This window comes from Lactococcus formosensis, assembly GCF_018403745.1.
Taxonomy (GTDB): domain Bacteria; phylum Bacillota; class Bacilli; order Lactobacillales; family Streptococcaceae; genus Lactococcus; species Lactococcus formosensis.
Genome location: NZ_BOVP01000003.1, coordinates 56,094 through 79,147 on the forward strand (window position 1 = coordinate 56,094; position 23,054 = coordinate 79,147).

At 39.8% G+C, this 23,054-nt stretch carries 24 protein-coding genes; 23 read left to right on the forward strand and 1 reads right to left on the reverse strand.

The annotated features are described in order from the left end of the window. Nucleotides 1-22 precede the first annotated feature (22 nt). The 6 genes from asnS (at nt 23) to KJS37_RS03785 (ending at nt 4,945) form a co-directional block, all read left to right on the forward strand. Nucleotides 23-1,360 (forward strand): asparagine--tRNA ligase, encoded by a 1,338-nt coding sequence (asnS, locus tag KJS37_RS03760; RefSeq protein ID WP_017368560.1) that lies wholly within the window; start codon nt 23-25, stop codon nt 1,358-1,360. A gap of 123 nt (nt 1,361-1,483) precedes the next feature. After that, entirely contained in the window at nt 1,484-1,831 is a 348-nt protein-coding gene (locus KJS37_RS03765; protein WP_213495956.1) for a nucleoside triphosphate pyrophosphohydrolase family protein, read from the forward strand. Beyond that, nucleotides 1,828-2,445: a thiamine diphosphokinase gene (locus KJS37_RS03770; protein WP_213495957.1), complete on the forward strand. Its 618-nt coding sequence runs from the start codon at nt 1,828-1,830 to the stop codon at nt 2,443-2,445. Before KJS37_RS03765 ends, KJS37_RS03770 begins: the two co-directional genes overlap by 4 nt. 9 nt (nt 2,446-2,454) lie before the next feature. Beyond that, nucleotides 2,455-3,375: a Gfo/Idh/MocA family protein gene (locus KJS37_RS03775; protein ID WP_017368563.1), complete on the forward strand. Its 921-nt coding sequence runs from the start codon at nt 2,455-2,457 to the stop codon at nt 3,373-3,375. 16 nt (nt 3,376-3,391) lie between these two features. After that, the gene (locus tag KJS37_RS03780; protein ID WP_213495958.1) at nt 3,392-4,585 is read left to right on the forward strand and encodes a family 20 glycosylhydrolase; all 1,194 of its coding nucleotides are present in this window, start codon (nt 3,392-3,394) and stop codon (nt 4,583-4,585) included. A 33-nt stretch (nt 4,586-4,618) separates the two neighbouring features. Beyond that, nucleotides 4,619-4,945 (forward strand): heavy metal-binding domain-containing protein, encoded by a 327-nt coding sequence (locus tag KJS37_RS03785; RefSeq protein WP_003133007.1) that lies wholly within the window; start codon nt 4,619-4,621, stop codon nt 4,943-4,945. Nucleotides 4,946-4,997: 52 nt separating this feature from the next. On the opposite strand, the gene KJS37_RS03790 is transcribed toward KJS37_RS03785, so the two are convergent. Beyond that, nucleotides 4,998-5,297: a GIY-YIG nuclease family protein gene (locus KJS37_RS03790; protein WP_213495959.1), complete on the reverse strand. Its 300-nt coding sequence runs from the start codon at nt 5,295-5,297 to the stop codon at nt 4,998-5,000. 105 nt (nt 5,298-5,402) lie between these two features. Between KJS37_RS03790 and uvrA the strand changes: the two genes are divergently transcribed. The 17 genes from uvrA (at nt 5,403) to nusB (ending at nt 22,934) form a co-directional block, all read left to right on the forward strand. Next, entirely contained in the window at nt 5,403-8,222 is a 2,820-nt protein-coding gene (uvrA, locus tag KJS37_RS03795; RefSeq protein ID WP_213495960.1) for an excinuclease ABC subunit UvrA, read from the forward strand. Between the two features lie 156 nt (nt 8,223-8,378). Beyond that, complete coding sequence (locus KJS37_RS03800; protein ID WP_017368566.1) at nt 8,379-10,301, forward strand: fructose-bisphosphatase class III; 1,923 nt, start codon at nt 8,379-8,381, stop codon at nt 10,299-10,301. Between the two features lie 46 nt (nt 10,302-10,347). Further along, nucleotides 10,348-11,100, forward strand: coding sequence for a MurR/RpiR family transcriptional regulator (locus KJS37_RS03805; protein ID WP_017368567.1), 753 nt, complete (start codon nt 10,348-10,350; stop codon nt 11,098-11,100). A 130-nt stretch (nt 11,101-11,230) separates the two neighbouring features. After that, complete coding sequence (gene nagA, locus KJS37_RS03810; RefSeq protein ID WP_213495962.1) at nt 11,231-12,373, forward strand: N-acetylglucosamine-6-phosphate deacetylase; 1,143 nt, start codon at nt 11,231-11,233, stop codon at nt 12,371-12,373. A gap of 150 nt (nt 12,374-12,523) precedes the next feature. Further along, complete coding sequence (locus tag KJS37_RS03815; RefSeq protein ID WP_213495964.1) at nt 12,524-12,946, forward strand: PTS sugar transporter subunit IIA; 423 nt, start codon at nt 12,524-12,526, stop codon at nt 12,944-12,946. Then, nucleotides 12,947-13,222, forward strand: a complete 276-nt coding sequence (gene yajC / locus KJS37_RS03820) for a preprotein translocase subunit YajC (protein WP_213495967.1) — start codon at nt 12,947-12,949, stop codon at nt 13,220-13,222. Between the two features lie 89 nt (nt 13,223-13,311). Continuing rightward, a complete protein-coding gene (gene agaV, locus KJS37_RS03825) occupies nt 13,312-13,788 on the forward strand; it encodes a PTS N-acetylgalactosamine transporter subunit IIB (RefSeq protein WP_165714856.1) in 477 nt (158 codons plus the stop codon). 151 nt (nt 13,789-13,939) lie between these two features. Then, nucleotides 13,940-14,749: a PTS mannose/fructose/sorbose/N-acetylgalactosamine transporter subunit IIC gene (locus tag KJS37_RS03830; protein WP_017368572.1), complete on the forward strand. Its 810-nt coding sequence runs from the start codon at nt 13,940-13,942 to the stop codon at nt 14,747-14,749. Next, nucleotides 14,739-15,578 (forward strand): PTS system mannose/fructose/sorbose family transporter subunit IID, encoded by an 840-nt coding sequence (locus KJS37_RS03835; protein ID WP_014025198.1) that lies wholly within the window; start codon nt 14,739-14,741, stop codon nt 15,576-15,578. Before KJS37_RS03830 ends, KJS37_RS03835 begins: the two co-directional genes overlap by 11 nt. A gap of 274 nt (nt 15,579-15,852) precedes the next feature. Further along, a complete protein-coding gene (locus KJS37_RS03840) occupies nt 15,853-17,004 on the forward strand; it encodes an SIS domain-containing protein (RefSeq protein ID WP_213495969.1) in 1,152 nt (383 codons plus the stop codon). Nucleotides 17,005-17,018: 14 nt separating this feature from the next. Further along, on the forward strand, nt 17,019-17,948 hold the full coding sequence (lacC, locus tag KJS37_RS03845; RefSeq protein ID WP_213495971.1) for a tagatose-6-phosphate kinase: 930 nt from the start codon (nt 17,019-17,021) through the stop codon (nt 17,946-17,948). 25 nt (nt 17,949-17,973) lie between these two features. Next, on the forward strand, nt 17,974-18,831 hold the full coding sequence (gene fba, locus KJS37_RS03850) for a class II fructose-1,6-bisphosphate aldolase (protein ID WP_213495973.1): 858 nt from the start codon (nt 17,974-17,976) through the stop codon (nt 18,829-18,831). 118 nt (nt 18,832-18,949) lie between these two features. Then, complete coding sequence (locus KJS37_RS03855; RefSeq protein ID WP_213495975.1) at nt 18,950-19,603, forward strand: HAD family hydrolase; 654 nt, start codon at nt 18,950-18,952, stop codon at nt 19,601-19,603. A 111-nt stretch (nt 19,604-19,714) separates the two neighbouring features. Beyond that, complete coding sequence (locus KJS37_RS03860; protein WP_213495977.1) at nt 19,715-20,764, forward strand: M24 family metallopeptidase; 1,050 nt, start codon at nt 19,715-19,717, stop codon at nt 20,762-20,764. 156 nt (nt 20,765-20,920) lie between these two features. Further along, entirely contained in the window at nt 20,921-21,478 is a 558-nt protein-coding gene (efp, locus tag KJS37_RS03865) for an elongation factor P (protein ID WP_003132984.1), read from the forward strand. A gap of 87 nt (nt 21,479-21,565) precedes the next feature. Continuing rightward, the gene (locus KJS37_RS03870; protein WP_165712410.1) at nt 21,566-21,967 is read left to right on the forward strand and encodes an Asp23/Gls24 family envelope stress response protein; all 402 of its coding nucleotides are present in this window, start codon (nt 21,566-21,568) and stop codon (nt 21,965-21,967) included. Then, entirely contained in the window at nt 21,960-22,934 is a 975-nt protein-coding gene (gene nusB, locus KJS37_RS03875; RefSeq protein ID WP_017368582.1) for a transcription antitermination factor NusB, read from the forward strand. The genes KJS37_RS03870 and nusB overlap by 8 nt, the downstream gene beginning before the upstream one ends. Nucleotides 22,935-23,054 lie beyond the last annotated feature (120 nt).

Here is a 23,054-nt window from a genome sequence, read left to right on the forward strand (position 1 = left end):
AAAAAAAGAGAAGGAATTATTTATGAAAGACTTAGTATCAATCATCGATGTGAAAGATCACGTTGGTGAAGAAATCAAAATTGGCGCTTGGGTTGCAGACAAATCAGGAAAAGGAAAATTGCAATTTCTCCAACTCCGTGATGGTACAGCTTATTTCCAAGCTGTCGTTTTCAAACCAAACATGATTGAAAAATTTGGTGAAGAAGCGGGAGTAGAAAAATTCACTGAAATCAAACACTTGGCTCAGGAAACATCAGTAATCGTAACAGGTGTTGTAAAAGAAGATTCACGTTCAAAATTTGGTTACGAGCTTGATGTCACAGATCTTGAAGTTATCGGTGCATCTGTGGATTATCCTATCACACCAAAAGAGCACGGTACAGACTTCTTGATGGATAACCGTCACTTGTGGTTACGTAGCCGCAAGCAACATGCGGTTATGCTTGTGCGTAACGAAATTATCCGCGCGACGTATGAGTTTTACAATGCCAACGGTTTTGTAAAAATTGATAGCCCAATCTTGACAGGTTCAGCACCAGAAGGAACAACAGAACTTTTCGAAACAGACTACTTCGGTCAACCTGCTTTCCTGTCACAAACAGGTCAACTCTATGCTGAAGCGGGTGCGATGGCATTTGGTAAAGTCTTTACCTTTGGGCCAACTTTCCGTGCTGAAAAATCAAAAACACGTCGTCATTTGACAGAATTCTGGATGATTGAGCCAGAAATGGCCTTCACAACGCATGAAGAGTCTTTGGATATTCAAGAAGCATATGTCAAACACTTAATCAAATCAGTCTTGGAAAACCAACGTTACGCTTTAGAAACTTTGGAACGTGACATTGATTTGTTGGAAAAATATGTTAATGAACCCTTCAAACGTGTCACTTACGATGACGCGATTGAGCTCCTTCAAAAAGAAGAAGCGAACAATGATTACGATCATATCGAGTGGGGCGATGACTTTGGTTCACCACATGAAACATTTGTTTCTAACTATTATGGTATGCCAACGTTTATCATCAACTACCCTAAAGCGATTAAAGCTTTCTACATGAAACCACATCCAACACGTGAAGATGTTGTGATTTGTGCTGACCTCATCGCGCCAGAAGGTTATGGAGAAATCATCGGTGGTTCTGAACGTGCGACAGATTACGATTACTTGGTAGAAAAAGTTAAAGAGTTTGGTCTCTCAGAAGAAGAATATAGCTGGTACCTTGATTTACGTAAATTCGGTTCTGTGCCACATTCTGGATTTGGACTTGGATTGGAACGTGCGGTAACCTTTATTACAGGTAACCAACACATCCGCGAAGCCATTCCATTCCCACGTATGCTTGGACGTATCCGCCCTTAAGACTTAAATAAAAGTTCTCAACTTGCTTGAGGGCTTTTTTGCATAAAATCACGGGATGAAACATCCTTTTTCAGGTGAGTTTTTGATATAATAAGAGGGAGAAATAAAGGAGGAACCTTATCTATGGAACTTAAGGATTATCAAAAGGAGATAATAAAATTTGATGTCAATGGCTCTTTAGCGGACATTGAGCAGGTAAATTTTGCTTTTTTAGATAAGGTACTCGGTTTAGCGGGTGAATCAGGAGAAGTAGCGGATAAGATTAAAAAAATCATCCGGGACCAAGATGGCATAATTCGAGAGAATGACAAAAGCGCTTTGGAAAAAGAGTTAGGCGATGTCTTATGGCATGTGGCAACATGCGCGCGCTATCTGGGACTTGATTTGGAACAGGTCGCTCAAGCCAACTTAAATAAACTGGAAAGTCGTCAGCTCCGAGGTAAAATAGCGGGCAGCGGGGACGAGCGATGAGAGTACTTATTCATGCGGGCCGGCCCGCAAGCTTACCTGATGAAAGTTATGATTATTATGTCGGAATTGATCGTGGATCTTTATTTTTAATTGAAGAACAGCAAGATTTAGACTTAGCGGTTGGCGATTTTGACTCTGTAAGTCAGGAAGAATTCGACAAAATATCAGACGCTGCTTGTGAACTTGTTAAGCTGCCGGCAGAGAAGGATCAGACGGATTTGGAAGCTGGTTTAGATCAGGTGCTTTCTCGTTTTCCAGATGCGGAAATCATGATCGTTGGAGCCCTTGGTGGAAGGCTCGATCATCATTTGACCAATGTATATCTACCTCTAAATTTTGCTTTTCCCGAAAACATTACTTTAAGGGATGAGCAAAATTTTGTAAAATACCTCACTCAAGGTCAGCATAAAATCCGAAGAATTGAGAACTATCCGTACTTGGGAATTGTTCAGGTTGGTACAAAAAGAAGTTTAGAGATAAAAAACGCAAAATATCCACTTAAAGCTGAGGATAACTTTGCTGACATTTACGCAAGTAATGCTTTTATCAGTGAGACGATGGAGTTAAAAATTGATCAAGGGAAACTTATCGTCATTTATTCAAAAGACAGTTAGAGAGATTATATGATTATTGGAATAATTGGTGCAACATCAAATATCGCAGGTAAGGCCTACCTGCCCGTTTATGCAAAAATGCAAGCCGAACATCGTTTTATTTTGCATTCGCGAACTTGGGAAAAAGCGGAGGAGATTCGAAAAAAATACAAGTTTGAATATGCGACAACGGATTTAGGCGCTTTAGAAACTTGTGATATGGTCGTCATCCATGCAGCAACTGCTCAACATTTTGACCTTGCAAAACGCTATTTGAGTGCAGGCACACATGTAATGATGGATAAGCCGATTTCTGAAAACTTTGAGGAGGTCCAAGAACTTCATCGCTTGGCTGAGGAAAATAATGTCCTCTTTGTTATCGGCTTTAATCGCCGTTTTGCCCCAATGACAGACAAACTTAAAGAGGTCAACCAAAAAAACTTTATTAAGGTAAGTAAAAATTTAGCAAATAATGCCGACGAAGTACAATTTAGTTTGTATGACATCTTTATTCATCCCTTGGATACCTTGATTTACTTGCTTGATGATGAAATCGAACGTTACAGTTATCAATTAGCCATGACACCTGACAAAAAGCTTTCACGTGTGCTTGTTACACTTAGAACACAATCTTGTATGGGAATTGCCAGCATGAACTTGACTTCAGGTGCTTTTTCTGAGGAATTTACGGTTGAAGCAGGCAGTGGAACCTATCGTTTATCAGAACTTACGGAGTTAGAAATCCTTACTGGACTAGACAAGCAAAAAGTCGGAATTAATGGTTGGCAAAGTGCTACATATAATCGTGGTTTTGAGAGTTTAGTTTTTGGCATGGTTGGAGCAGTAGCTGAGTTTGACGGTCACAATAGAGACGAACTTATGAAGCAGATGAAACAAACAAATGTTTTGGATTCGCATGAAATCATCCATGAAATTTTAGATAAAATGTAAGCTATAAAGGATTGTGATGCTAAAAAAAATATTACCTTTTGCGCTGATATTTATTATTATCGTCGCAATTGCTGGCTTTGCCATTTATAATGGTTTGTCTTTGAGACATGAAAATGAAGAACGTATTACGCTACATGAGGCTAAACAAGCTGGCTTAACACTAGATATTTCTAGAAAGTACTATTCGACAGATACAATTAAAGACTTTATTGATGATATATCTGGCATCCCACACGCTTTTGTGCAACTTCACATGAGTGATGATCACGCTCTTGGAGTGGAGTTGGAGACGGTTGGACAGACAGAAGAGCAAGCAGAAATACGTGATGGCATTGCTTATAATCCTGATACAAATCTCCCATTTTTGACGAAAAATGAATTACGGGATTTGGTTGATTATGCAATAGAACATCGAGTTTTGCTTATTCCAGAGCTAGGGACGCCATCTCGTATGGGAGCTGTTCTTGAGCGCCTTGAAGCACATAGTCCTCAAAAGCGTGAAGTGGTGCGATTAGCTGAGTCTGACCCAAGAAGTTTATATATGATGGATCCTGCTAAACCAGCCAGCTTGGAGTTAGCCAAAGCTATGATTGAGGAGTATTTACCAATTTTTGCTCAACAGTCAGAGAAATATTTTCATATTGGAGGTGGCGAAGCTCAGACAACGCCCCAATCTAGTCATCCCGACTTGGTAAATTATGTGAATCAACTCAATGATTTTTTAAAGAAGCGTGGTTTTACGATGAGAATGTGGAATGATAGTATCGGAAATGGAGATGTCACACATCTCGATAAGGATATTCAGATTGCTTATTGGACGCCGAATAGTCGCGTGAACTTCTTTAGCCAGGTTCCTGCAGCGAGTTTAGGTTTTGAACATATCGCACCAGCTCAGCAACTTTTGAACAAGGGGTTTAAGTTGCTTAATTATAATGCGTACTATCTTTATCTTTTACCTTCAGAGGAGACGTTGAAAGAGGATAATTTGGCTTACTCTATTGATAGTTTGAAAAATCACTGGACCTTAGCACATTTGACCCTGAACTCCGGCATCAAAGTAAGTTCAATAGATAGTGTAATAGGCTCTTCGATTTCGATTTGGAGTGAAAACGTTGGGCAACTTATAGATAAAGAAGTTCAGCAAGGTATTCAGCCGTTTGTTGGGGCTTATCTAGAAAGTGCCAAAGGCCGTGTAAGGCCTAAAGAATAACTATTTTGTTAATAAATAAAAAGGAGCAAAGAAATGAAAGATATTTTAATTTTAACTACAAATGATGCCCCAGGCTATCGTGTTGTTGAAGTCTATGGTGAAGTTTTTGGCTTAACTACTCGTTCACGTAACGTGTTTTCAAGTACAGGTCAACAATTAAAAACGATTGTTGGAGGTGAAATCGCGGGGTATACAAAGCTTCAACATGAAACGCGTGAGAGTGCTATTGAACGTCTCGCAGAAGAAGCAAGAGATAAAGGTGCCAATGCAATTTTGGCAATGCGTTTTGACTCTTCAACGTTTGGCAATGTGGACTCAGTAGCTGCATATGGTACAGCTGTTAAATTAGAAAAATTATAAAAATGCAAACTATAGTTTGCTTTTTTATAATTAAACTGCAAAAAGGGATATTTTATCCTTTTTCTTTTGCTGCAAGTTCTTTTTCAAAGGTTTCTTTGATTGTTTTTTCTTCAATTAATTTTAATTTTTGTGGTCGCTTGAGTTTATGCTTGAACCACCATTCACATTTTAAGGCTGCTTTCTTATCTGAAAATTCAACGGCAGTAAGAAGTTGGAGCGGGCGGCGTGCTTTGGTATATTTAGCACCTTTACCTGCATTATGTGTTTCGAGACGCTTAGCAACATCATCGGTGTAGCCACAGTAAAGCGTACCGTCAGCACAATGCAAAACATAGACAAAATAAGATTTCATGATAAGGCTATTGTACCTTAAAATGTAGTATAATTGAAGTATCTTTATCGAAAATAAGAAATTCGGTCCCAGTTCTATGGGAGAGAAGTAAGAAGGGAAAAACAAATGCCCCAAGATAAAATTGTGATACATGGTGCGCGTGAGCACAACTTAAAAAATATAGATGTTACTATTCCACGTGATAAGTTGGTTGTTGTTACAGGTGTTTCAGGTTCAGGGAAATCTTCTCTGGCTTTTGAGACTTTATATGCTGAAGGACAACGTCGTTATGTCGAATCATTATCTGCTTATGCTCGTCAGTTTTTAGGTAATATGGATAAACCAGATGTGGACAGTATTGACGGATTGTCGCCAGCCATCTCTATCGACCAGAAAACAACCAGTAAAAATCCACGCTCTACTGTCGGAACAGTAACGGAGATTAACGATTATCTCCGTCTACTTTTTGCGCGTGTCGGAAAACCTTTCTGTATCAATGGACACGGAGAAATTTCAGCACAATCGGTTGAAGAAATTGTGGATCAAATCCTTGAATTGCCAGAAAAAACACGCCTACAGATTTTAGCACCAATTGTGCGTGGTAAAAAAGGACAACACGTTAAAGTTTTTGAGCGGGTGCAAAAAGAAGGCTATGTCCGTGTCCGCGCAGATGGTGAAGTTTACGATGTGACAGAAGCACCAGAGCTTGATAAAAATAAAAAGCACAATATCGAAGTCGTTATTGACCGTATCGTCGTAAAAGAAGGCATTCGTTCACGTTTGTTTGACTCTGTCGAAGCAGCACTTCGTATTGCTGAAGGCTATGTTATTGTGGATAAGATGGATGGGGAGGAACTCCTTTTTAGCGAGTTCTATGCCTGTCCTGTTTGTGGCTTTACAGTTCCTGAGTTAGAACCACGTCTTTTTTCATTTAATGCACCTTTTGGTTCTTGTCCGGACTGTGATGGTCTCGGAATGAAAAACGAAGTCGATCCTGACTTGGTTATTCCTGATGACAGCAAGACCTTACGTGAAGGCGCTATAGTTGCATGGAATCCCATATCCTCAAATTACTACCCAACCATGCTAGAGTGTGCTTGCCGAGATTTTGGGATTGACATGGATACGCCATGGGCAGACTTACCTGAGGAACACAAAGACCTTATCCTTAACGGTTCAGGTAAACGAGAGTTTCATTTTCATTATGTCGGTGATTTTGGTAATGTGTCTGATAAAGACATGGTTTTCCCTGGTATTATTAATAATATCAACCGTCGTTTCCGCGAAACTTCAAGTGACTATACACGTGAGTACTTGCGCGGCTACATGACTGAGCTGACTTGTACGACTTGTCATGGCTATCGTTTGAACGATCAAGCCCTTTCCGTTAAGGTTGATGGAAAACATATTGGCGAACTTTCTAATTTAGCTATCGGTGACGAGTTAGAGTTCGTAGCTGCACTTACTTTATCTGCAAACGATGAAATGATTGCCCAACCCATTGTGAAAGAAATCAAGGATCGCTTATCTTTCTTAAAAAATGTAGGGCTAGACTATCTGACACTTTCACGGGCTTCAGGGACCCTATCGGGTGGAGAATCGCAACGTATTCGTTTAGCGACACAGATAGGTTCTAACCTTTCAGGTGTTCTTTATATTCTTGATGAGCCATCAATTGGTCTACATCAAAGAGACAATGACCGCTTGATTGAATCCCTCCAAAAAATGCGTGATTTAGGCAATACACTTATCGTGGTTGAGCATGATGAAGATACGATGAAAGCAGCAGATTGGCTGATTGATGTCGGACCAGGCGCTGGAGATTTAGGTGGTGAAATCATCGCTGCTGGAACGCCAAAACAAGTAGCGAAAAATAAAAAATCTTTGACAGGACAATATCTATCTGGGAAACGCTCCATCCCTGTACCTGAAAAACGCCGTAAAATCGATAAAAAGCGTATGGTGAAGGTCATTGGAGCTTCCGAAAATAATTTACAAAATATCGATGCCCAATTTCCTTTAGGGATTATGACAGCTGTAACCGGTGTTTCAGGGTCGGGTAAATCTACCTTGGTTAATTCGATTTTGAAGAAAACCTTGGCGCAAAAACTCAATCATAATTCAGAAAAACCGGGCAAACATAAAAAAGTTACTGGTTATGAAGAGATTGAACGTTTGATTGATATTGACCAATCGCCGATCGGACGTACTCCCCGTTCAAATCCAGCTACTTACACCTCTGTATTTGATGATATCCGTGGACTCTTTGCGGAAACAAACGAAGCCAAAATTCGCGGCTACAAAAAAGGACGTTTTTCATTTAACGTGAAAGGCGGACGTTGTGAAGCCTGTTCGGGTGACGGTATTATCAAGATTGAAATGCACTTTCTTCCAGATGTGTATGTCCCATGTGAAATCTGTCATGGCAAACGCTATAACTCAGAGACCTTGGAAGTACATTATAAAGGGAAAAATATTTCAGAAATTCTTGATATGCGCGTGTCGGATGCTTTGGAATTCTTCCGTCATATTCCCAAAATTGAGAGAAAATTGCAAACCATCGTTGATGTCGGCTTAGGCTATGTCACTTTGGGTCAACCAGCCACAACCTTATCTGGTGGTGAAGCGCAACGGATGAAACTGGCTTCTGAGCTACAAAAACGCAGTACAGGCAAGAGCTTTTATATCCTGGATGAGCCTACAACAGGCTTGCACAGCGAAGATATCGCCACATTGATCAAAGTTTTAGATCGTCTTGTGGATCAGGGCAATACCATCGTTGTTATTGAACATAATCTTGACGTGATTAAGACGGCTGACTACATTATTGACCTAGGACCAGAAGGTGGTGCTGGCGGTGGAACTGTCTTAGCTACTGGTACACCAGAAGAAGTTGCTGAGGTTGAACAATCTTATACTGGACAATATTTAAAACAAAAATTATAACGTTTGATTTGAAAAAGAGCAAAGTCTAATCTTTGCTCTTTTTTATGTGAGAAAAGCATATTTTGAAGAAAGCGCTTTACTATAAATGTTAAAAATAATATAATGTAGGCATGTTGCTTTTATCAAGAAGCAAGAATTAGAGGAGAAAAACAGATCATGGATGAAAAGTACTATAAACTGCTAAAAGAACAGTTTGTATCCAAAGAAGCAGTTTTAACCGAGATCATAAATCTTAGTGCCATTTGTGAACTTCCTAAAGGGACAGAGCATTTTGTGAGTGACATACATGGGGAATATGATGCTTTTAATCACGTTTTGCGTAACGGCTCAGGTTCGATTAAAGAAAAACTCCGTGAATGTTTTCCTGACTTAGATCCCACAGAGGTTTCAGAGCTTGCAGCTTTGATTTATTACCCAGAAGAAAAGTTGGCTTCCAAAGAGAGCCAACTTTCACAAAATGCTTTTGCTTATTATTGTCGCGAGAACTTGATTTCCTTGTTGAAGCTCGCGCGATTTGCAGGAAAAAAATACACACGCTCGAAAGTACGTAAAGCTTTTCCAGAAAAATTCCGCTATATTCTTGAGGAATTAAAACATGAAGTTGAGTCAAGTTCAGAAAAGCGTGCTTATTTTGATTCTATCATTGAAAAACTACAATATTTGGGTGAACTTCCAAGCTTAATCATTGCACTTGCGGATAGTGTGAGACGCTTGACCGTCGATCATTTACATGTCGTGGGTGATATTTATGACCGAGGCCCTTACCCTGATAAAATCATTGATCGTCTGATGAGTATGCCATCGGTGGATGTTCAATGGGGCAACCATGATATTATCTGGATGGCAGCCATCGCAGGTTCACCGCTTGCGATGATGAATGTTATTCGTATTAGCTCCCGTTATGGTAACTTGGATATTCTTGAAGATTCATATGGGATTAATTTACGTCCGCTAATCGAGTATGCGGAGCGGTATTATGAGCCCAGTACAGCCTTTGCCCCTCGTTTGACGGAAGGAGAATATCTGTCACAGGAGGAGTGTGATTTACTCAATAAACTTCAACAAGCAACAGCAATCCTACAGTTCAAGTTAGAAAGCCAATTAATTGCAAGGCGCCCAGATTTTCATCTGGAAGAGCGCGATGTGTTGCATTTTATTAATTACGAGGAAAAACGTATCTCGCTCAAAGGCAACGAGTATGATTTGCAAGAGTTTCAAGCGCCCACGGTTGATCCAGCTCAGCCAGAGCAGTTAACAGCCGAGGAAGAACTCTTACTGAAAAAACTGCTGAAAAATTTTCAGGCTTCCCAAAAACTCAAAAAACATATTGATTTTCTTTTAGAAAAAGGCTCGATGTATCTTTCTTACAATGGCAATTTATTGATTCATGGTTGCCTACCCCTTCATGAAAACGGCGACTTCAAATGTTTCAGGCTTGAAGGAGAAGCTTACTCTGGGCGTGAGCTGCTGGATCTTTTCGAAGACCATGTGAGAAAGAGTTTGGCGCATCCTGATGTGAAAGAAGACTTATCCACAGACTTACTCTGGTATTTGTGGGTGGGGGAATCTTCATCGCTTTTTGGTAAAGAGGCGATGACGACTTTTGAACGTTATTATATCTCAGACAAGGCAACACATGTGGAAAAGAAAAATCCTTATTATCGCCTCAGAGAAGAGCCTGAGACGATTAGCCGTATCTTGAAAAATTTTGGCATGGATGAAAAAGGACATATCATCAATGGACATACGCCGGTCAAAGAAAAGAAAGGTGAAGAACCAATCAAAGCTGGTGGTAAACTGATTGTAATTGATGGCGGTTTTTCTAAGCCTTACCAAAAAGAGACTGGGATTGCGGGGTACACTTTGCTTTATAACAGCTATGGTATGCAGTTAGCAGCCCACGAGCCTTTTAAAACGATAAAAGCAGCTGTCGAAGACGGCAGTGACATTGTAAGCGTCAAGCGACTGGTTGATCAAGTAGAGGAAAGAACCTGTGTTAAGGATACTAACATCGGTCAGGAGCTTTTGAAAACCATTGATGATTTAGAGTATCTTTTTGAAAACTATGAAAAATATTGACTTGGAACACTTTAAGATACAAAGTTTGAAGAGAAAGGAGTAAGGATTGAAAACATTAAGTGAAGCAGAGTCATATTGCTGGAATCATATCCAAGATAATTTAAATCGCATTCCTAATCTATCTATCTCGATATTAGCAGCAGAATCACATGTCAGTGTTTCCACAGTTAATAGAACACTAAAAAAAATGGGCTACGATGGTTATTCTGACTTTAAACAAACTATTCGTAATACCAAAAACGAGCGCCGCAAAAATGGCTTTTCAAAAGAGGTTAATCAGGCGATTCGTAAGAACGAAATAGAAATTACACGGACCATTAATCAACTTTCCGCCGATGATATTGAAGCTGCTATTAAGTTGATTGATCATCATAGCAAAATTATGATTTTTTGTGCAGGATTGAGTGCGAATGTTGCACGGGAAATGATGGATAAGTTGCAACTTTTTGGAAAACTTTGTGTGATTCATGATGATTTTGACTATATGCAGTATTTTGCAAGTAAAGCCAATCGTGATTATCTAATCGTTGCTTTTTCTTTGAGTGGCGAAACACCCGAGATTGTACAAGCGCTACATAAAGCGAAAAATCGGGGAGCGAAGATTATTGCACTCGTGGGAGCAATGCCGAGTGCCATCGGAAGTCAAGCCGATGTTTGCATCCATGCTTACAAATCAACTCAAAAAACGATCAATTTTGGTTTAGACGTGGGGAGTCGCCTATGTTTACAAGTTGTGAATCGCATCTTGCTAGATGCTTTTGCCCTTTACAAAAATCTAGCACCAATTCGTGAAGACTAAATAAGACAAGCAGAGAAGATAAAATCTCTGCTTTTTTTGGGAAAATTTTCCACTTACATAAGGGACTTTTTGGAAAATTTTCCCCTTATTTCTGATTTATACTAAGAAAAAAGATAAATGGAGGCAAGGTATGACTTACTATATTAAAGCAGATAAATTTTTTTATCCTTATCATACGCTCAGTGGTGGTTATTTAGAAATTAAAGCGGGTAAATTTGGCAAACACATGCAAGAAGTTCCTGAAGATGCTGAGGTCAAAGATTATACAGGGTACTGGATTGCGCCAGGATTGGTGGATACACATATACATGGTTTCGATGGCGCAGATGTGATGGATGGGCAGACAGAGCTTCTTGATAAGATGAGTCAGGGTTTGCTTAGAGGAGGTGTAACTTCTTGGATAGCTACACCATTAACAGGGGAACATGAGCGCCTCAGAGAAGTCTGCGAAGTAGTTGGAAATTATAAGCCAGCAATTAAAGGGGCCAAAATACAAGGTCTTTTCTTTGAAGGACCATACTTTACTACTCAACATAAAGGTGCCCAAAATCCCGCTTATATGACAGATCCAAATGTGCAAGAATTTGAAAATTGGAACCAAGCAGCGCATGGTATGATTCGAAAAATAGCCGTTGCACCTGAGAGAGAGGGAAGTATCGAATTTATCCGAGCTTTAACAAATCGAGGAATCACGGTTGCTTTGGGACACTCTAACGCTACTTTAGCTCAAGCAACAGCAGCAGTAGAAGCAGGTGCTACTGTCTTTGTCCATACATTTAATGGAATGAGTCCCTTTAACCATCGGGAACCCGGGATGGTTGGTGCGGCACTGAGCCTTCCGAATACATATGCCGAGTTGATCTGTGACGGACATCATGTTCATCCGACAGCGGCTAAAATATTAATTCAAAGTAAGGGTACAGCGCACACGGTCCTGATTACCGATGCAATGCGTGCTGCAGGAATGCCCGATGGAGATTACATGTTGGGAGAATTTCCTGTACGTGTTGAAGGAGGCGCTGCTCATCTTAAAGAAGGAAATAGTTTGGCTGGCTCTGTCCTTATGTTAAAGGATGCGGTTAAAAATGTAGTAGATTGGGGGATTGCAACGCCGGAGGAAGCTCTTATGATGGCGACCTTAACTGCTGCCAAGTCTGTTAATATCGATGATCGTTGCGGTCAAATTAAAGAAGAGTACAGTGCAGATTTTATCGTTTTAAGCCCTGATATGCAACTTTCGGAAGTGTATGTAGACGGTGAACGGGCGATATAATCCTAAAAATTTAATTTACGCATTAACTAAACGAAAATCTTGTAAGCGGTTAATTCAGGAAAATTTACCAAAAATATAGGTCTTATTTGGAAAAATTTCCTATAATTCATAGCTTATAATAAAACTAAATTTAGAAGACAAGGAGAACTGATGAAAGCTTTAATTTCTGGGCATGCGCATTTTGCAGAAGGTATGAAGAGCGCGGTTGAATTAATTACCGGACCACAAGCAGACTTACACACACTTACTTTTGATGAAACAACTAATCTTGAAGAATATCAAAATGCTTTAAATGATTTTTGTAAAAATGATGAAGAAGTAGCCATTTTTACGGATCTACTTGGAGGGACACCTTTTAATAAAGCAATGATAGCTAAAGGAGATAGTGAGAACGTGCATATTTTTACGGGAACGAATCTTCCGATGCTGATTGAGTTTGTTTCTCAAGGAATGATGGGAACAGAGGCTGATTTAATACTTGATTTGTCTGTTTCTACAGCTAAAGATGGTGTCACTTTTGACTTAGCGCTCGGCAAAAAGGAGCAACAAGTTGAAGAAAGTGATGGCATTTAAATGACGGCACAATTTATTATCAACAGTTCACTTGTCTTTGTTGGTTTTATTCTTCTAGGCGGTGCTTTTTATAGCATTGTTAGTGGTCTGCAGTTTAGCAAGCGTAAGAAAGTTATCGCCGAGTTGCATCAGAATCTTGCTGTAGGGAGTGAGGTCATGTTTAGTGGCGGCTTGACAGGAGTTATTACTGATTTAGACGAAGAATTCTGTCGCATAAAACTTGCGGATAAGTTGGTGATTAGAGTTTCACGTTATGCTATCACGCAGATATTGTAAAACGTTCATTTTCCTAGTTTCTAGGGTATTAAATAAAATTTGAATACGAACAAACAGGTTCCTATTCTCTATTAAGAAAGGTCATTATTATGCCAAATATTTTACTTACTCGTATTGATAATCGCTTGATTCACGGTCAAGTTGCCACACAGTGGAACAGCTTTGTCGGCTCCAACCTTTTGCTTGTCGCAAATGATGATGTGGCAAGCAATCCACAGCGTCAAGCACTGATGGATATGGCTGCACCGACTGGAGTTGCGACACGCTACTTTAGTCTCCAAAAAACGATTGACATTATTAGTAAAGCTGCAGATCGACAATTGATTTTTATTATCTGTGAAAATCCTCAAGATGTGTTACGTCTTGTTGAAGGTGGCGTGCCCATTAAAAAAGTGAATATCGGTAATATGCACATGTCAGAAGGAAAACGACAAGTCGCAACTGTTATTGCTGTGGATGATGATGATGTGGCAGCATTTAAGAAACTGAAAGAACTTGGTGTTGAGCTTGAGATACAGCGCGTGCCGACGACAGCAGTAGAGCCATTGGATAAGCTCTTCAAATGATACTCGTGGTACATTTCTAATTTAGGTAACAAGAGGTTTTTGCTAGAAAATAGAGTATTTATTGTCAAGTGAATTTATTTTTCTCGTTTTGATATTATAGGCTCCCAATTTTTTAGTTAAAATCCAACAAAAAATATAAGGAGAAAAAATTATGGATGCTTCCATTTTTCAGATTATTTTGATCTTTGCAGTGACTTTTGTCGTTGCTATTGACCAATTTAGTTTACTTCAATCTTTGTACCAACCGATCGTTACCGGTTTGGTCATCGGTCTTATTCTCGGTGATGTTCAAACCGGTTTGATTGTTGGTGGTACTTATCAACTGATGACTATTGGTAATATGCCGGTCGGTGGGGCTCAACCACCAAATGCGGTTATCGGTGGTATTATGGCAACAGTCTTGGCTATCACGCTTGGTCTCCAACCCGCTGCCGCCGTTGCTACAGCTATCCCATTCTCATTGCTGGGTCAATATGGTGTAACCTTAATCTTCACAATTATGGCACCGGTGATGGGTGTCGCGGATAAATATGCAGAAGAAGCAAACCCAGCCGGAATCGCTAAAATTAACTGGTTAGCGATGTGTGCACTTGGAACAATCTTTGGTATTGTTGTAACTCTCTTCTTTATTGGAGGGAAAGCCTTTGGCGATACAGTAGTAAATGCTATTCCAGCCTGGCTTATGAGTGGACTCGGTGCATCTGGGAACATGATGCGTTATGTCGGTTTTGCAATCTTGATTAAAGTTATGGTTTCAAAAGAACTTTGGGGATTCTACTTCCTGGGCTTCGTGCTTGCTGTTATTGTTACCGGTATTGAAGCGCTCAAAGGTCCAGCATTACTTTTACTCGCCGTCATTGGTTTTGCATTCGCCTACTGGGATTTCCAAATGAATACAAAACTCAAAGCAGCAGCAGCTGCAGCACCAGCTAGTGAAGGAGATTATGAAGATGGTATTTAATATTCCTGATAATTATTCTAACCAAACGCCAGCACCACAACTTGATAAAAAAACACTCAACAAAATGGTTTGGCGCTCCGTTTACCTCCAAGCATCTTTTAACTATGAACGGATGCAAGCCGGTGGATGGCTCTACTCGATCTTGCCCGGATTGGAAAAAATCCACACGGACAAAAAAGACCTTTCAGCTTCCATGGCGCACAATTTAGAGTTTTTCAACACACACCCATTTTTGGTTAACTTTGTAATGGGAATTGTGCTTTCACTTGAGCAAAATAAAACAGATATTCAAACGATACGTGCCGTTCGTGTTGCAGCGATGGGACCACTTGGAGGGATTGGTGATGCACTCTTCTGGTTCACGCTTGTACCAATCACGGCAGGGATAACAGCCAATATGGCGATTGCTGGAAATATCGCAGCACCGTTCATCTTCCTCTTTATTTTCAATGCTGTACAGTTCGGCTTGCGCTACTTCCTGATGCATTGGTCTTACCGAAAAGGAACAGATGCTATCAGCATCATGACTGCTAATGCAAAAGAATTTACACGCGCAGCTTCTATCCTTGGTATTTTCGTAGTAGGAGCATTGACTTCAGCTATGGGAGCTACTTCAGTAAACATTGTCATTCCAAATGGTGAAGCTGAAATTAATATTCAATCCATCTTGGATGGTATCTTGCCATCAATGTTGCCGTTAGGATTAACTTTACTTTTGTTCTATCTCATGCAGAAGCACAAATGGACACCTATCCGTTGTATCCTTTTACTCCTCTGCCTTGGTATCCTTGGCTCAGGAATAGGTATCTGGCCTTCAATCTGGCCGTAAATATAAAAAAGTAAGTGTGGGACAAAGACACTTACTTTTTTATATTTCTTTTTTTCTTAGAGCATAAGAGTCAAGCAAAATCCGTGAAAGGATGGTCAGACTTAGGCGGAGTGCTACAGATTTCGGTTTCCCATGATATGACCTAAGTGATTGTTCCCTTGAAATCAGGAAAAATTTCCGTTTTGGTAAAGTCCCATTTGGAAAATTTTCCTATGGTTATCACCTTATAATAGATACCATAAGCTTAAAGAAAAATAGAAATCGAGGGAATAATATGCTTCAATTACCAGAAGAACGACTCAAAGAACTAGGTGCGGCTATCACTGTTAAAGAAACTTTAGGGCAACCAGACTTATGGCGCAAGGTTTTCGGAGAATACGCAGAAAGAAAAACAGAAATTGATGCTTTCTTAGCAAAACTTATCGAAAAACATGGCTTTATCCGAGTTATTTTCACTGGGGCAGGTAGCTCGCAGTATGTGGGTGACACGGTACTTAAAAGTTTAATTGAGTTGGGAGATACGGTACATTTCCGTTTTGAATCAATCGGAACAACAGATATCGTAGCGGCTCCACAAGCTACTTTGGAGCAGAATACACCGACCTTGTTGGTTTCCTTTGCACGCAGTGGGAACTCCCCTGAATCTGTCGCCGCAGTCAATATTGTCGAAGAGCTAGTCCAAGACAGTTATCAGTTGGTCATCACTTGTGCCAAAGAAGGCAAGCTCGCTCAGCAAGCTCTCACCATGGAAAATGCTTTGACTTGTATCCTGCCAGATGAGTCTAACGATAAAGGTTTTGCAATGACCGGATCATGCAGTTCAATGACGCTTTTATCAACGCTTATTTTTTCAACAGAAGAACTTTCGGATAAAGAAAAGCAGGTCAGCATTGCCGCGGACTTGGCCGCAGATGTTTTTCAGCGAGAAACGGAAATTGTAAGTTTTCTAAATGACGATACAGACCGTATGGTTTACGTGGGCTCAAGTACACTTTCAGGTTTTGTACGTGAAGCCCAACTCAAGGTTTTGGAATTAACAGCAGGAAAAATAGCAACCATGTTTGACAGCTCAATGGGCTTCCGTCATGGACCTAAATCTTTCATTAATGAAAATACTGTCGTTTTCGTCTTTGCTGCCAATAACGCTTATACACGTCAATATGACTTGGATCTCTACAAGGAGGTTGCAGGTGATGCAATTGCTCAGCGAACAGTCGTCATCGGGCAAAATCTTACTGAAGGCTTTACGTATAAAGAAGCGCCAGAGCTCAAAGAAGCCTATCTTGTCTTCCCAGCATTTGCATTTGCTCATGTCATTGCCTTGAATGCTTCAATTTTGGTGAAAAACACGCCTGATACACCTTCAGCATCAGGCACAGTGAACCGTGTCGTAAAAGGCGTGATTATCCATCCTCTGGAAAAATAGGAGAGCAGTAAGCCATGAGTATTTTAACAGTCACACTCAATCCTGCTATCGATATTTCATATCCATTGGAAGTCTTTCACTTAAATACGGTCAATCGTGTAGTACAGGTTGGTAAAACGGCTGGTGGTAAAGGGCTTAATGTATCACGTGTGCTAAAAGAACTAGGTGCAGAGGTCTTAGCGACAGGATTTGCTGACGATATCTTAGGTGCGCAGATTGTCGAGAACTTAAAAAGTGAAGGCATTGATAGTCGATTTACTAAGATTTCTGGAAAGACACGTAACTGTATTGCGATTTTACACGAAGGACAACAGACCGAGATTTTAGAAAAAGGGCCACGGATTTTAAGGGAAGAAGCCGAAGAGTTTATTGACAATTTTAAAGCAATGTTAGCTGAAGTTGAAGCAATTGCCATTTCAGGTTCTCTGCCTGATGGCTTACAGGAAACTTTCTATTCTGAGCTTATCGCAATTGCCAACAAGCAGGAGAAAACAGTAGTTTTGGATTGTTCGGGAAGCGCACTTGAAGCAGTGCTTAAAAACCCACATAAGCCAAGTGTAATCAAACCCAACTTGGAAGAATTGACGGATTTGTTAGGGAAAGAAGTCACCTTAGAAAATATCAAAGAAAGTTTACAGGATAGGCTTTTTGACGGTATTGAGTGGATTGTGGTTTCTCTTGGAAAAGAAGGCGCGTTTGCTAAAGTTTCGGATGACTTTTATCGTGTAAAAATCCCTAAAATAGATGTAGTAAATCCTGTCGGATCCGGTGATGCGACTGTTGCAGGACTTGTTTATGGGATAAGACAGAATGAAACGGTTGAGAATACCTTGAAAGGTGCTAATGTATGCGGCATGCTCAATGCGCAGGAGGCGAAGACAGGACATATTAATAGGACAAATTATCAAGCTTTGTTTGACCAACTCAAAGTAGAGAAAATATAAAACAAAGACGCAAAGAGGAGAAAAAATGGTACTTGTAAAAAGTAAAGAAATGATAGAAAAGGCATTTAAAAACGGCTATGCCATTGGTGCTTTTAATGCAGAAAATATGGAAATGGCGGAAGCAATCGTAGAAGCAGCGCAAGAGATGAATGCCCCCGTCATTGTCCAAACAACTTCGGGTACGCTCAATACGACACCCCCAGAAATGTTCTACCATATGGTTAAAGCAGCAGCAGACAAGGTCTCAGTACCTGTAGTGATGCACCTTGATCATGGGGATGATTTTGAACGCGTAGCACGTTGCTTGCGTACAGGTTATACTTCGGTGATGATTGATGCTTCGAAAAAACCATTTGAAGAAAATGTCGCAATAACTGAAGAAGTGGTCAAGATGGCACACTCGATGGGTATTCCAGTAGAAGCTGAACTTGGTATTGTTGGTGGCAAAGAAGATGGCAATAATGCAGAGGCGGTAGCTTTTACCGATCCAGAAGAAGCTGAAAAATTTGTCAAGGCTACAAATGTTGACTTTTTAGCTATCGGTATCGGCAACTCACACGGCTTTTACAAAGCAGAGCCAAAGTTACAATATGACGTCTTAGAGGCTGTCAAAGCGAAAACGGGTGATGTACCATTGGTGCTTCACGGCACGTCAGGAATTCCTGACGAAGATGTTTCAAAAGCTGTTGCTATGGGGATTGCTAAGGTTAACTATGCCACTGAACTTCGCGCTGTGTTCACAAATGCCATCAAATCCTACATCTCCGAAGATGAAAAAGTTGTAGATCCGAAAAAATATAACTCCGCAGCTAAACAAGCAGTCAAAGAACTTGTGAAACAAAAAATTCAAGTGCTTGGTTCTGATGGGAAGGCGGAGGAGTGATGGTACGTAGTAATCTAAGTGATTCCAGTATCTCTAAATAAAAAACAAGATAAGCAATGCCTCGTATATTACATCTCAATATAAAAAAATAACCGCTTACTTATGCTATAATAAAGCTATGAAATTTAAAGCAATTGTATTTGATATGGACGGTGTTTTGGTAGATTCAGAACGTTTTCACTCTAAGGTTTTAGATAACTTTTTCGTTGAAAATGGAATTGATGCCAGCCATTTAACGCCAAAAGATTTTGTAGGCAGTGTTTTGAAAGACATGTGGCCCAAAGTATTACGTGATGAGTTTACGGAGGCGCGTGCAGCGCAAGTGCACCAAGATTTCTTGGATTACGATGCACAATTTCCAATCCCTTATAAAGAGCTCCTTTTTCCTGGTGTCACCGATGCCTTGAAGACTTTCTCAGAAAAGGGATATAAAATGGCCGTAGCTTCAAGTTCTCGTCGTCATGAGATTGCTGAAGTCTTGGATACGCATGATTTACGACAGTATTTTGAGTTTTTCTTGTCAGGGCAGGACGAGTTTGAGCAATCTAAGCCTAACCCAGCTATTTATCTGGCTGCTATGGAAAAGCTTGGTGTAGAACCTTCAGAAACCCTGATTATTGAAGATTCCCATTATGGTATTATGGCGGGTAAGGCGGCTGGAGCCACCGTTTGGGCGGTTAAGGATAACTATTTCGGTATTAATCAAGAGCAAGCGGACCGTTTTATTGAGACACTTACGGATGCCAAAAATTTGTTGGCAGAATCAGAATAAAGGAAAGAACTTCTGCTTTTAGGAGTTCTTTTTTCTCTAGATAAAGATTAAATATTATAGTTCAGACTTTGTTATAATAGAAGAAAACATCCCAATTAAAAGGAGAAATCAATGAGAATAAGTAACTTAAAAGAAAAAATAGCGCGAGAAAATTTAGATGGCTTAATACTTACTGATATGAAAAATATCTACTATCTGACAGGTTTTTCGGGTACAGCTGGCACGATTTTCATGACAGCAGAGCATTCCTACTTTATGACGGATGACCGTTATATTGGAATTGCACGTCAAGTGATTACCGGTTTTGAAATCATCCAGACACGTGATGCCTTATCTGAAATTGCTGCCCTTGCTGAAGACCTTCAAACTATTGCTTTTGAAGATACAGTTGATTTTGCATTTTATCGTGTATTAACGGAAAAATTAAAGAAGGCAAAGCTTGTTCCTACGACAAACTTTGTAGCTGAGTTGCGCCAAATCAAAGATGCGGATGAAATCGCCACAATTAAGAAAGCTTGTCAAATTGCGGATAAGGCATTTGAAGCTGTATTGAGATATATCGAGCCAGGCAGAACAGAAATAGAAGTCGCTAATTTTCTTGACTTCAAAATGCGAGAAATGGGTGCAAGTGGCATCTCTTTTGACACAATCGTTGCTTCAGGAAAACGCAGCAGTTTACCACATGGAGTAGCAACCCATAAAATGATTGAGTTTGGAGATCCTGTAACGATAGACTTCGGATGTTACTACAATCATTATGCGAGTGACATGACAAGAACAGTCTTTGTTGGTGAAGCAAGTCCGAAGATGCGTGAAATCTATCATACAGTACGCCAAGCAAATGAAACTCTAATTACAAAAGCAAAAGCGGGCATGTCTCTTGCTGACTTTGACAAAGTGCCACGTGATATCATTGAAGCGGCCTCATATGGGGAATACTTCACACATGGGATTGGTCATGGTTTAGGCTTAGATGTGCATGAAATTCCTTATTTTGGTGCTAAAGCAAAAGGCGAACTCAAGTCTAATATGGTTGTTACCGACGAACCAGGTATCTATATTCCTGACTTTGGTGGTGTACGGATAGAAGATGATTTACTTATTACTGAGGAGGGCTGTCAGGTACTGACCCAATCGCCGAAAGAACTTCTCATTCTTTAATTTAAACTCTTACATTAAGAGCTTCATATGCTTTAAAGTTTCTCTGAAAGAAATAAACAGACATTTGAAAAAAGGGTGAATTTGTGCTAAAATGAATTGTTAAAAGCTGCCTCTTTGGGCGGTAAATAGAATATTCACTAGGAGATATATATAATTATGGTAGCAGCAAAAGACCTCAAAGCCGGAATGACATTTTTGAACGGAGACAAACTCCTCCGTGTTATGGAAGCAAGTCACCACAAACCAGGTAAAGGTAACACAATCATGCGTATGAAATTGCGTGATGTGCGTTCAGGCTCTACATTTGACGACACATACCGTCCAGAAGACAAATTTGAACAAGCTGTGATTGATACAGTAGCTGCACAATATCTTTACCAAATGGATGATACAGCTTTCTTCATGAACAACGAAACATATGATCAATATGAAATTCCTGTTGAACAAGTTAAAGAAGAATTGCTTTATGTCCTTGAAAATACAGATGTAAAAATCCAATTTTACGGTACAGAAGTAATCGGACTTCAATTGCCAACTACTGTTGTCCTTGAAGTCGCTGAAACTCAACCTTCTATCAAAGGTGCAACAGTAACAGGGTCAGGTAAACCAGCAACAATGGAAACTGGCTTGGTTGTCAATGTCCCTGACTTTGTCGAAGCAGGAACAAAACTTGAAATCAATACACAAACAGGTGAATACCTTAAACGTGCATAAGCCGTTTTGGCTAGCGCTCACACAAGTTGAGGTGTTATAAAAGCCCTGCTCCACGGAGAAACAAAAGAAAAGATAGAGGAGAGAAATATGGCAGATACAACTGTTCATACTGAAGAACTTGGTGAAATTGTTATTGCACCAGAAGTTCTTGAAGTAATTATCGGTATCACAACTGCAAAAATCGATGGTGTTTATGCATTGCGTAACAAGCACTTTTCAGATAGCCTCGGCAAAAAATCAGAAGGCCGTGGCGTTTATATCGAAAGTAAAAACGACAAAGTTGTTGTCAATATCTATGTTTACTTGGCTTTCGGTATCAACGTACCACAAGTAGCCATGAACATTCAAAAAGAAGTGAAAGAAGCAGTTGAACAAGCAACAGAAATCGTAATTGATGATGTGAACATCCACGTGGTGGGTATCGTTCCTGAAAAATTACCAAAACCAAGCTTTGACGATTTGTTTGATGAGGGTTTCTTTGATGCCTAACAAGCTAACGCAACATAGCATTCGTCAGCGCACTGTGCAAACACTTTTTGAATACGAAATCAGAAAAGCAATGTCAGAAACAGTTCTGACAGAGTTTAAAAATAATGTTGAAAAGATTAATCGTGAGTTGGCAAAACCTATTCGTTTTGATGTTGCCTATAAAGATGAACGTATCACAGTACGTGATTTTCCACGCTTTTTCACAAAACCATTAAAAGAAATTGATAAGATTTATGAAATTTTAGATATTCCAAACCGTGAAAAAACTGCTGTCTACAAAGCTTTGAGTTTTATTCGTGATTTTGGTGGTTATACAAAACGTATGACGGATCAAGAAGCTATTGATTTGTACAAAGATGTCTTTATGAATCTGAACTTGGTACGTCTTTTCAATATTGAGCTTGAAGAAGAAAATATTGCGGTTCGTGTTCGTGATTTCTTACGTGCAAGTTTCCGGTCAGAGACACCAGAGCAAAAATTAGAAGTTTTTAACCGCATTTTCTCTGACGTTCACGTAAGTGTTCGTGAGAAAATTACGGTTGAGCTCTTCAAACCTTTGACTGTTCAAAATGAAGTTGCCGAAATTTTGGCGATGACTGAGCCAAAATTTACTACGGCTTCTAAAGATATCTTAGTTCAAGCCAAAACTTTTGCCTTAAATTATGATAACGACACAGATGAACCCGTAGAAGCACCGGCTTATTTTACAGAATTGGTCGATGGCATCTTAGAGAAACAAAATGTTCTTGATGCTGCCTTATCTGAGCATTTGGCAAAAGGCTGGACTTTCTCGCGCTTAACAACAGTGGAGCAAGCCTTGCTTCGTTTAGGTGCTTATGAGATTCTCTTTACTGAAACGCCAGATTTGGTTGCAATCAATGAATCTATCGAACTTGCTAAAGATTTCAGTGATGAAAAATCAAGTAAATTTATTAATGGTATGTTGACTAATCTAATCAAAAAATAAAAATAAAAGACACAGAAAATTTACGTTTCTGTGTCTTTTCTTGATATTTAAAATTAATATTAGCAAATTTTATAGTAAAATACTATAATGAAGGTATATGAGAGTACAATAAAGTAAAAA